The 11,848-nt window shown below is 47.5% G+C and carries 9 protein-coding genes; 1 reads left to right on the top strand and 8 read right to left on the bottom strand.

All coding sequences use genetic code 11. The features are described 5' to 3' along the window. Positions 1-1,686: 1,686 nt before the first annotated feature. From pth to Q502_RS04715, 8 genes are all read right to left on the bottom strand, one after another. Positions 1,687-2,256 (bottom strand): aminoacyl-tRNA hydrolase, encoded by a 570-nt coding sequence (gene pth / locus Q502_RS04755; protein ID WP_102819323.1) that lies wholly within the window; start codon positions 2,254-2,256, stop codon positions 1,687-1,689. 3 nt (positions 2,257-2,259) lie between these two features. Further along, entirely contained in the window at positions 2,260-2,904 is a 645-nt protein-coding gene (locus tag Q502_RS04750; protein ID WP_102819324.1) for a 50S ribosomal protein L25, read from the bottom strand. A gap of 13 nt (positions 2,905-2,917) precedes the next feature. Further along, entirely contained in the window at positions 2,918-3,865 is a 948-nt protein-coding gene (locus Q502_RS04745) for a ribose-phosphate pyrophosphokinase (protein ID WP_102819325.1), read from the bottom strand. After that, a complete protein-coding gene (glmU, locus tag Q502_RS04740; protein WP_102819326.1) occupies positions 3,865-5,214 on the bottom strand; it encodes a bifunctional UDP-N-acetylglucosamine diphosphorylase/glucosamine-1-phosphate N-acetyltransferase GlmU in 1,350 nt (449 codons plus the stop codon). Before glmU ends, Q502_RS04745 begins: the two co-directional genes overlap by 1 nt. Before the next feature lie 116 nt (positions 5,215-5,330). After that, positions 5,331-6,458 carry an aldo/keto reductase gene (locus Q502_RS04735; RefSeq protein ID WP_099829409.1) on the bottom strand — a complete coding sequence of 376 codons (1,128 nt, stop codon included), beginning with the start codon at positions 6,456-6,458 and terminating at the stop codon, positions 5,331-5,333. A gap of 87 nt (positions 6,459-6,545) precedes the next feature. Next, positions 6,546-7,733 (bottom strand): DUF438 domain-containing protein, encoded by a 1,188-nt coding sequence (locus Q502_RS04730; protein ID WP_099829408.1) that lies wholly within the window; start codon positions 7,731-7,733, stop codon positions 6,546-6,548. Between the two features lie 1,198 nt (positions 7,734-8,931). Then, positions 8,932-9,603, bottom strand: coding sequence for a DUF6062 family protein (locus Q502_RS04720; RefSeq protein WP_099829406.1), 672 nt, complete (start codon positions 9,601-9,603; stop codon positions 8,932-8,934). 21 nt (positions 9,604-9,624) lie between these two features. Continuing rightward, positions 9,625-11,193, bottom strand: coding sequence for a hypothetical protein (locus tag Q502_RS04715; protein ID WP_099829405.1), 1,569 nt, complete (start codon positions 11,191-11,193; stop codon positions 9,625-9,627). A 148-nt stretch (positions 11,194-11,341) separates the two neighbouring features. Here Q502_RS04715 and Q502_RS04710 point away from each other — a divergent pair, with 148 nt between their 5' ends. Further along, entirely contained in the window at positions 11,342-11,545 is a 204-nt protein-coding gene (locus Q502_RS04710; RefSeq protein WP_099829404.1) for a hypothetical protein, read from the top strand. Positions 11,546-11,848 lie beyond the last annotated feature (303 nt).

Here is an 11,848-nt window from a genome sequence, read left to right as displayed (position 1 = left end):
CAACCATTGGGGGTCGAAGGGAAAAAAGACGTAAGAGGCAAGAGGGAAGAGGTAAGAAGAGCAATTAGATCTTGTCTTTCTGACCTCTAGCCTCAAACCTCTTACATCGTACGCAGCTCAAGACGGTCGAGATTAGATCCCGTACAGAACCACTAAGGGATGACCGAGGTGAGTGGATTCCAGGGAAGGCTATTCGTTCTTTGAAACAATTCAAGTGACAAGTAGCGACTTGTAGAGCAAAAGCCAATAAACTCTCTAAGTATCTTGAAACGCTCTTCTCGGTGGACAGCGGACCGTTGACCTTAAACATAATGTTCATCAGCGCTCAGCGGGTTCTCCGCTTTTAAGCGTTAAGCGGTTCCTAGCCCACTAAGCGGAACTTACCTCTGCAAAGCAAAGACTGGCTTCTGAATCCTCCCGCTGAAAGCGACATCACTTCCCCGGACGTTCCTCCGGGCATCACTTCCTCGCGCCAGCGAGCATCACTTCCTGGCGAAGCCAGCCTTGCGTCCCCGGATGCTTCTCCGGGCATTGCGACCTGGCATGATCTTTGCCAGCCTTGCGTCCGCCGGTGCTCTTTCGGCGCCTTGCGTCTAATTTCAGCAGTGACTAACTTTTCTCTCGCCTTCTCGTGAGCGCAGCGAACGTCTCGACAATGCTCTTTCTCGACGGTCTTATCGGTGAACGGATCCTCGCTCTTGGACGGTCAACGGCGAACCATGTTTTAGAGCGTTCATCGGGTCCTTGTTCTTAAGCGTATAGCGGAACTTCAGGCGTGCAGCGGTTCTCTCCAGCGTACAGCGATCAGCGTTTTTTTAAAAGCGGGTCTTACCAGCGCTCAGCGGGTCCTTGTTCTTAAGCGTGCAGCGGTTCTTACATTCGAGATCCCGATCAGTTTCATATCGGGATGACAGTCCTTCACGTAGCTGAAGTGCTCCTGTTCAGGATCTGGGCTTGGGTCTCAGCGAAGGACGGGTCCATGATCTGGGACGAGTCACGAAGGACGGTTCTTCAAAGCCATCAGCGGGTTCTTGTTCTTAAGCGTACAGCGGATCTTCAGGGCGAGATCCCGTGCAGGTACCCTGAACAGGTGCACATCAGGGCAGGCTTTTTGGGGCAGGCTCATTAGCGTAGGGTCTATGGGATAACAGTCCTTCGCGTCATCCTGACAATGCTACTGGTCAGGATCTCGATTTGTAACACGAAAAATGGGACAGACCTCAGGAGCGAGATCCCGCACAGGAGCACTGCGGGATGACAAAGAGGGAGGATTTCAGGGCAGGTTCTACGGCATGACTGCAGAGTTAATCGTTTCTTTTCACCGCACCCATGACCCTGCACTCGATACCCTCTCTCTCCCTTCATCCTTGTTTCAGCATCCTGCTCTTGGTTCTGACCTTGACCAAGAACGAAGAACAGATTCTCGCTCTTGAACGACGAACGAACTCGTTTTCTTGGACGATCAACGGAGAACGTCTCTTTCCAGCGTTCAGTGGTTCATACGGAACCGGTCAGTGTCTATTTTCGCAAGACCTACTCCCCGATGCCCAAGCGGGGACTAAAGATCAAGTACGCAGAAGTGCATTAAATCGAGTCAATTTGGTAATGATGACTGATTCTGGAACTAAGGAATAAGATGATCGAACTCAAGAAAAGATGATGTAGGTAATGATGTGTCTGCTAATGTCAAGTAGCTTCCAGGCCATTGTAGTACGACATTGCTTTTCGTATGTCGCCGGCGATCAAGTCTTTCGCAGCAGAAACCGCAAGATCTACAGCCTTGCTGGCTTTGACGTACTCTTCATCGCTGAATCTCCCGAGAACGTAGTCGACCATGTCTCCATGTTCCGGAAGCGGCCCAACACCGATTCTGATTCTCGGGAATTCCTTTGTCCCAATTTCCGAAATGACGGACTTCACGCCGTTGTGGCCGCCATCTGAGCCGTTCTCTCTAATTCTTATTCTTCCAAGAGGGATCCACACATCGTCATACACAAGAGTCAACGTGTCGCCTTCGCTGAAGTTGATATCCTTCATGAGTAATCTTACAGCGACACCGCTTAGGTTCATGAAGGTGAGAGGTTTCGCTACATATACCTTCGTCTGCCCCTCAAGAAGATAAGCATCGTAGAGTCTCTTCTGAATAGTCTTTCTAAGCCCTTGTTTGATCATTTGATCAACGAATAGAAAACCCACGTTATGTCTCGTGAGCGCATAACGTGGGCCAGGATTTCCCAGTCCAACAAAGAGAAACACTCTTTATTCCTCTTCTCCCTCTTCTTTCTTTCCCTTGTTGATTACTTCGGGCTCAACGTCTTCCTCAAGCTCTTCTACTTCCTCTTCTTCAATTTCCTTTGCAACTCTTGGAAGCGCTATCAGCATAATTGCGTCTTCGTCGTCAAGCAAGGGTTTTATTCCCTCAGGGATGTTCAGATCCTTTACTCTTAGAACATGACCAACGTCTAAAGAACTAACATCAACGACAATCTCTTCCACGATATCTTTCGGAAGAACGGAAACCGGAAGCTCGTTGACGATATGATCAACTATTCCTCCCTTTTCTACTCCCATCGGTGTGCCTACCAACCTGATCGGAATACGGAGCTCCATCCTATGACCGCTGGAAGGAACAAAGAAGTCGAGATGAATAACCGAGTCAGTAACCTTGTCTCTCTGCACTCCCTTCAGGAAGGCATGGTATTCCTTTCCATCCAGAGTAAGAACGATCGAAGATGTCTCCGCTACTTTTTTCATGATTCTCAAAACCTCAACCTTATCCAGGCTAATGGAAATAGTCTCCATTTCTGCCCCGTAAATCACTCCAGGAATCTTGCCCTCAATAAGCAGGTTCTTTGCTTTCACTTCACCGTTGCGGGGTTCAGCAACGAGATTAATTTCGTGCATTTGTTTCCCTCCTCTATCTGAACAAAATACTCACCGACAGATTCTTTCTGACTCGGGTCAACGCTTCTGCCAGAAGCGGTGCAATCGACAGCACCATTATGTTTTCGGGAAGATCGTCGTGGAATATCGTATCTGTGATGAAGACCTTCTCGATCTCCGAGTCTGCAATTATGTTCTTCGCATCGCCGGAGAAGACCCCGTGAGTCGCACAAGCATATATCTTGCCCGCACCGTTGGATTTTAGCATCTTGGCTGCCTCTACCAGTGAACGACCGGTGTCAATTATATCATCAAAGATTATTGCTGTCTTTCCCTCGACATCGCCGATTATGTGAACCATTTCGGCCTCATTGTCCCTCGGTCTTCTCTTGTCGAGAATCGCCATAGGAACGCCAAGTTTCGCAGCGAACTTGCTGGCACGTTTGACTCCGCCGATATCAGGCGAGATCACTGCCATTTCGTCTCTATTAAACGCACCTTCACTGAAGAACTTCAGAAATGCAGGAAATGACCAGAGATTGTCCACGGGAATATCGAAAAAACCCTGTATCTGCTCTGCATGCAAGTCTATAGTTATCAGTCTTCCCGCCCCAGACGTTGTGAGAAGATTCGCGACAAGTTTTGCTGTTATCGGGTCTCGGCCCCTCGCCTTTCTGTCCTGTCGTGCGTAACCATAGTAAGGAATCACAGCGGCAATTGAATGGGCCGAAGCACGTCTAAAAGCATCGATCATAATAAGGAGTTCCATAAGGTTCTCGTTGGCCGGACTACTGGTTGACTGGATAATGAAGATGTCATGACCTCTAACCGTCTCATCGATCTTCAGATTAATCTCCCCGTCGGAGAACCTCTTTGTTCTGCAATCTCCAAGCCTGACTCCAAGGTGTTTCGCGATTTTTTCGGCTAGCGGAAGACTCGCAGAACCGGCGAAAACCTTCATCTCGTTCGTCTGGTACGGCATCAGTTTTTCTCCTCCTGCCCTCTATTTTTTGGATATCTTCCTTCTTTCACGACTTGTCTGGCTCTGCCGAACGCAAGCGAGTCAGGTGGAACATCTTCAGTAATAGCTGAGCCGGCAGCGGTTACAGAGCGTTCGCCTATCTTCACCGGGGCGACCAGAGATGTGTTGCTGCCTATGAAGGCGCCGTTACAAATCTCCGTCTTATACTTGTTCTTTCCGTCATAGTTACAGGTGATCGTACCTGCGCCAATATTGACATTCTCTCCTACATTCGTGTCGCCTAGATAGGTCAAATGCTGGGCCTTCGACCCTTTCCCGAGAACCGTCTTCTTGAGCTCGACGTAATTACCTACATGAGCATTGTTCATCACAACGGCTCCCGGCCTCAACCTTGAAAAGGGACCGACTCTAGCTCCAGAACGGATCTCTGCGGAGTCTACTTCGGAGCGAATTATCTCTACGTCGTCTTCAACGATCGCATTCTCAATTCTTGTCATCGGACCTATCAAGCAGTTATCGCCGATACGGGTCTTTCCGGTTATGAAGACCATAGGCTCAATTACCGAGTCAATACCGATTTCAACGTCCGGACCAATATAACACGTCTCCGGATCAACCATCGTCACTCCGTTTCTCATGTGTTCTTCGTTTATTCTTTTCTTAGCTATTCTGGTTATTTCGGCCAACTGAATTCTGTCGTTTACGCCAAGAACTTCATCCGTATCTTCTACAACGATAGTATCTGCCCTTTCAGCCATCGCCACCGTATCGGTAAGATAGTACTCCTTCTGATCATTGTCATTAGACAATCTTTTAACTGCATCTCTGAGAAAGCTTCCCTTAAACGCGTAAATTGCCGTGTTCACTTCATCTATCTTTCTCGTCTCTTGATCGGCGTCCCTGTGTTCAACTATTCTGATCTTGTCTCCGGTTTTCACGACTCTTCCATAGCCGGTGGGATCTGCAGGTTTCATAGTGAGAAAGACAACATCATAATCACCATTTCTTCTAGTCAAAATTAGCTTTTCCAGAGTGGAAACTCTCACCAAAGGTTCGTCGCCCGCCACAACGACGACCTCTTCGTCATCGAGGTATTCGGCCGCAGTCATAACCGCATGCCCGGTGCCGAGCTGAGGAATCTGCCTGACAGAGAGAACATCTTCATCGAGGACAGCTTCTACTCTCTCCGCTTCAAAACCCGTTACGACAACTATCCTGTCTACGCCTGCCCTTCTCAGGGAAGCGGCAACCCAATTGATCATAGGTCTATCGAGGATCCTGTGAATAACTTTTGGAAGTCTTGACTTCATTCTCTTTCCCTGACCAGCAGCAAGTATTATTCCAGTCATAAACAACTACCTCCCCGAGAGGTCTCTATTGGATGTATGAATACGGCACAATTATATAGCACCCGTAAGGAAAATAGCAGCTCTATAAGAAACAGATGGCTTTTCTAACGGAAACTCTATTCGAAGAGCGCAGCAACTTCCTTGAGACTCTCGATTATCGGAATTCCCTGAGGACAGAGCTCTTCGCAACGTCCACACTCGATGCAGTTCGAGGCTCTACTCTCTTCCTTGATTAATCTCAAATAGGCATTCTTGTGGTCCTCGATGCTGTCAAACATGTATGCATCATTGAAGAACTCCAGACAACTTGGAATCGCCACACCGTTAGGGCATGGCATGCAATAATTGCAGCCGGTACAGTTCACTCTTATACTCTTTTTGTATTCTTCGCTGACCCTTTCGACGATAGCAAGTTCTGAAGCAGACAAGGAATCGGGAAGAGCCTCTCTGGCCGTTGCGATATTCTCCTTAACCTGATCCATGTTCGACATCCCGCTGAGCACAACACCAACGGCAGGATCATTCCAGACCCATCTAAGCGCCCAGGCGGCAGGCGATCTCTCAATCCCTGTAGACCGCCAAATTGAAAGGATATCCTCCCGTACATTTGATGCGAGCTTCCCTCCACGAAGAGGTTCCATAACAACGATTCCTATCCCCTTACCGGCCGCATATTTCAGGCCTTCAAAGCCCGCCTGATGCTCTGTATCCAGGAAGTTGTACTGAATCTGACAAAACTCCCAATCGTAGGAATCGATGATCTCCTTGAAAACATCTATAGTGTCGTGAAAAGAGAACCCGATATGTTTGATTCTTCCGCTGGAAAGGGAGGAATCCATGAAATCGAAGATATCGTGTTCGGTGAGATTCTTCCAGAATCTCTTGTTTAGGGAATGTATTAGGTAGAAGTCGATCACGTCAGTTCTCAAACGCTTCAACTGTTCATTGAGATAGTAGTCCATGTCTTCCCTGCTCTTGATCAACCAACTCGGAAGTTTGGTTGCAAGATTAACCTTCTCTCTGTAGCCATTTTGAAGAGCTTGTCCGACAAAGGGTTCGCTCTGGCCATTATGATATCCCCAGGCGGTGTCGACATAATCAACACCATTGTCGACAGCGAACCTAAGCATTCTCGTAGCTTCCTCAACATCTATAGACTGCTCGTCGAGCGTTGGGAGTCTCATACAACCGAATCCCAGGGCAGATACTTTCTCTCCCGTATTTCCAATCTCTCTGCGAATCATCGCGTTACCTCCGAAAGAAAATTGAAGATTACTGTAGGTACACTCTATTCTACAATATCTGCGCCTGGTTTTCGAATTTCGCCTTTGCTAGTCCAGAGGATCGTAGATCCTCTTCTCGCCTTCAAGTGCCCTGATTTCAGATATCTCCTGAGTGACCTCGAGCGTACCCGCGTACTTCCCGTCGTTGTCTCTCAACGCAAAGTATCTTATATGAACCATTTTAGGTTCGAGGTTAAGCCAGAATTGAGCAACGTCTCTTGTTCCACTCTTGAAGTCAGAAAGAATCTTCTCAACAATATGGGCACTCTTCTGAGGATGGCAGTTCTGAACCTTTCTGCCGATTATCGCTCTCGTCCTTGTGAATATTCTTTCCTTTCCTTCGCTGAAATATCGAACTACATCGTCTTCGTCAACGTAAGTAATGTCGAATGGAAGGTTGTTAAGAAGTATCCTGAGCTGGTCGACTTTCAAGAAACCGCTTCCCAGGTTCACAAGGCCTTCGACACTCTGCTCTTCAGGTTCGACCGCCGATGGAGTAAAAGGCATTGGCTCGAAAGCGAAGTATCCAATCTCGTCGAACTGAGTTCTGACTTCCTCCCACTCTTTCTCGGAAAGCAGTTTGAGCGAAGAGGGGAAGAGTATCTTGTGTTCCTTATAGATATGGTTTGAAAAGATCTCTGCAATACCTATTGCCAATTCGTTTGTATTGCTTTGCACATCCTTCAGATTCCTGATTGCATTTCCTAATTTCCTCCTCAGTTCTCTCACTTCATCGTGTTCCTTCCACATTATCGCAGGTGGTTGAACGAGGCCGTGTCTTTCAAGATACGGGAAAAGGACATTCTCTTCTTTAGAGAAATACGATTCAACAAGTTCAAAATAATCAATCAGCGAAGATAGTCGCTTGACCTCTTCTTCTCCATACTTCCCTCTGCCGATCTTGGACGCGACATCCCGCAGCGCCTTAGACTTGTTAAGGATGTCTCTATGCTCTTCTATCAGAATGTGGAGAGGATGCCAGGGCTCAACATTGATATCGTCTTCGTCCAACGCCTCCTTAAATACGTCGAGATGAACGTTGCACATAAGCTGTATACTTTCGGGCGGCATCCCCTCTTCTACGAGCTTCTGCTCTACCTGTGCGATTTCGAAGGGGGTTAATTCCCTCACAACTTTCATGAAATCTCCCCTTATGCTCTCGATGTTATCCGGATTTTCGTGCAGTCTCTTTATCAATCCTTTCAGGAATTCTTCTTTGTTAAAGAGCTCGCTCACTTCTTCACCTCCATGTCTTATAAATACATCGTATCCTCTGAAACGGATTTCATCAGTAACATATGTTACATACCACGATTACAAAGCTCCATGAAGAACCTCTCAAAAGACACTGCTGAAATTAGACGCAAGGCGCCGAAGAGCATCGGCGGACGCAAGGCTGGCTTCGCCAGGAAGTGATGCTCGCTGGCGCGAGGAAGTGATGCCCGGAGGAGCATCCGGGGACGCAAGGCTGCCTTCGGCAGGAGGCGATTTTGAAGCCTGTCTGTTCGCACAGACCAGTTTCTGCCTTGCGAGACCAATAAGAAGCATCGATAAAGAGCTGATAGAGACGGTCGCTCCGCTCACGAGAAGACGAGAACTCTCCTCTGTCTCTTTCTCTCTCTTCAACTCGTACCTTCCCGCTCTTACTAACCAAGAACAAAGCTCCTAGCTCCGGAACGAGGAACTTGGGCGCAACGCGCCGGAACCGATATTACGATACTATCGGAGAACGGCGAACCGATAACGGATAACCGTTTCTTAGTCAACTTGCAACATTGCACTTGCAAGTGTTTGCGTTTTTCGCCGCGTGGATCGAGATTCTGACCAGGACCTTCGTCAGAATGACGAAAAGCAAGAAAAGACTGTCATCCACGTAGAACCTTCCCAAAAATCAACTTATCTGGTCATCCCGTGATGCACCTGCACGGGATCTGGTCTTGAAAACGATCCACGGATCGAAATCCTGACCAGAACCAAGCCAGGATGATATGAAGGACTGTAATACCGTAGGACCTGCCCTGAAGATTTCCTGTTCAGGTCTCCTGTTTGGGGCCTGCCCCAAAATGCTCCTGTTTGGGGTCTCCTGTTCATGGCACCGCTGATCGTTGGGAAGAGCAGTTCTCCGTTGACCGTCCAAGAGGAAAGATCTGTTCTTGGGAGCGAGGATCTGTTCTTCGTTCTTGGTCAAGGTCATATTGCCAGAGCATGGCATACCGTTACCAGGAAATTGTCAGGCCGACAAACTGAGTTGGTTTTGACAAACCGGATTTTGCTATTCTTTACTTGATAGGAACTTTAGCTCTTTGTTCTTGGCCAACTACCAACCACGTATCACCAATAACGGCTCTTAGCGCCAAGCTTCATCTCAAACTCAAAGGGTCTTCTCGGTCCTTCTCCTAGGCCTGTGAACCGTTGACTGCCAAAGTGGTTTGATTCATTGTTCAGTAGAGTGCTTCTCTCCTATTATTCTAGAGGCTTTTACCCATGCATTACGTTCCGGTCCAATGGGTGATTCATTTCTATAGTCGTGCTTCGAAACGAAGTCGTCTATCTCTTTCGCAACCTCGCCATACTTGTTTTTCTGAACAGTAATCAGCCATTCTCTCGTCTGTCGCGAGACCTTCTCCACAAGATGCTTAGAGTGGCCAAGACAGAAAACCGCTGACGACTCTTCGTACGACCTACGAACTTCATCTCTGTCAAGAAACTTGCAGAAAGCGGAAAGGTATATCTTTTCACTCTGGGCGGCAACAGAACATAGTACGCAGCTTCCATCCACAGGTTTTCTTCTTTTCTTCAAAATCGATCCCTTGCTGTCCTCCAGCCACAGGAGCTGCTCAACAAGAAGCTCCCGAAAGATAATCGAAACGGCAAGAGAGCCGACATCGGATTTCTCTCTTGCCAGTTCAACTATTCTTTTTAGGTGTTCTCTACATAACCCGTTCTCTCTTAATTGTTTTCGAGCGCTTTCATTATGAAGAAGATTCGAAAAGGCCCCTATCACCCACCCGTCTACCGACTTCTCCATGGAGCGACATACAGGACAGTTGTCACCTTGCTCAAGAAGAGTGACTACCTCGCTTTCAAGTACGTTGTCAGCCCTCAAGCCATCACCTGACGATTCTTCTTATCTACCGAGTCTCAATAGCCAGGCATCTGAAGGACCCTGGATCTGGCGCTTGATATCTCGATCGGAAGAGGAAGTCGTTCCAATAACAATCAGCTCGCGCTTCTCCGTTTCTCTTATCTTTGCTGCGGTGTCGTTCTTTGATCCCCCAAAAGTGGCTTCCCACTCTAGGTAGCCGTCGGTTCCGAGCTTCACGATCCAAACATCACGCATTCCTCTATTCTCATGCATTATGTCTCCGTCGGAAGAATCTGTATAGCCGCAGACAGCGTATCCGCCATCGGCAGTCTGAATAATGTCGAATCCTTCATCATCATCGCTGCCTCCGTAAGTTCTGCTCCATTCAAGCTCACCATCGAACGAGAACTTCAGTACCCATAGATCTCTGCCGCCTTTTTGGTCTCTGATGACTCCGCCGGAAGATTCGGTGAAACCGGCAACAACATAGCCGTCGCTTACCTCTTTCACTGAGTTTGCACGTTCATCGTTCTGACCCCCAAGAAGCTTCTGCCAGATGATATTCAGCTGCGGATCCAGCTTAATGATCCACAGATCTTCTCCGGTAGATCTGCTTAATGTCTTAAGATCACCGTCAGAGGATTTCGAGTATCCGCACACGATGTAACCGCCATCTTTGGTCTGCATTCCATAAAGCAGCTCGTCATCCTGAGTGCCACCAAAGGCTTTGATCAGATCGGCAATCAGCGCGCCGGAAGAGCTCATAACCGCGACCCAGCCATCCTTGCCTCCATGATATCCACTTCCTGAAAAATTGGAGTCAGAGGAAGTGGTCATACCCGTCAAAAACAGTTTCTCACCTATAGTGGTGTTCACGGAATGAATTGTATCGTCTTCACTACCGCCAATGTAAGTCTGCCACCTCAACGAACCGTCGTTTTTCATCATTACTACGTAACCGTCTATACCGCCATGATACGGATAGCCGCTTCCAGTGTATTCAATATCATCTGATTCCGTCCAGCCTACAGCCACGTAACCGCCCGTAATTCTAACTGCATCTGAAAGGAATTCCTCGTCGCTTCCTCCATAACAGAGTTGAGGCTCTATGACGTAAGAGCTAGACAGATACTCTAGAGAAGGAACCCAGAAATCGCTCTTTCCGTTGTTTCCAAGTATCAGATTACTCTGGGTTGAACTTGAAGTAACGCCAATCACAATCTCTGTCGAACTCTCTACAACGAGTCCCATTCCCTGTTCCACTCCGGTTCCGCCATAAGTAATCTCGTGAACAAGCCTCGGACTGTAGATCGCCTTGATTATCGTATTGCCTTCGATACTGATCTCGATCTGTGCTGCTTCCATCAATTCATTGTTGACAAGCCAGCCCTCAAAATCGTAGCCCGGAACTAGTGGAGCCTTAACAGAGACAACTTGTCCATTTCTGGCCGAAAAACTATGAGGAAGTTCTCTCTCTCTGTTTCCGACTTCAATCCTCTCAATCAAAGGTGTGCAGCTCACGACCACCGAGTAGCGGCGAAAGATACACCCGGAGAGAGTGAAGACTATGATTAGAGACATAACAAGCACCAAAATCCACTTCTTCTTCATTAGATCACCCCCGAAATTACTTCTTACATTAAGTATTGTATAACGGATGCACAGAATATTATAAAAGCCGTCAAGTGCAACCAATAGCCATTGCAATATTCCCCAATTGTGGTAACATATTTATCGATCAAAGGAAGGTGGTGCTTTCGTGGAAGGAGAAAGTTGTAGCAACTATTACGAGTGCCCCGTTGTTAGAGCTTATGAGGAAGGAAAGATTGACGGGGAATGGATAAGAATGTATTGCGAGAGAAACTGGAGAGAGTGTGCGCGGTTTCAGCTAGATGAGATCTTTAGTTATTCAACCGATTTTGTGCTGCCTGATGGCAGTGTTGAAGATAGATTGAGCAGGTAAGTCGGACTACCACATACAAGTTATACTTCGACATGGTGAGTTGAAGGAAACTACCTTTGGCCACACTTGACTTCTCTACATGCTACTTATCATTGTTCATGTGCAGGAGAGCAGATCGGCAATCATATGATAGCTCTTATGTTTTCGCAAATTCTGTATGTAACTCCCGATGATCTTGATCTCAGGTTTCCGCCCGAGGAAACTAATCAGTAGATTTTAATCAGCTCTTTAGCGTCACTCACATGCAGGTTCTTCTCTCTTGCACGAATGCTGTGTTTGTAAGCTGATATCCTGATCCTAAGT

The sequence above is a fragment of the Mesotoga sp. Brook.08.YT.4.2.5.2. genome (assembly GCF_003351125.1).
Classification (GTDB): domain Bacteria; phylum Thermotogota; class Thermotogae; order Petrotogales; family Kosmotogaceae; genus Mesotoga.
Note: the sequence above shows the minus strand (reverse complement) of the source record. Positions and strands in the feature narration are given on the sequence as shown.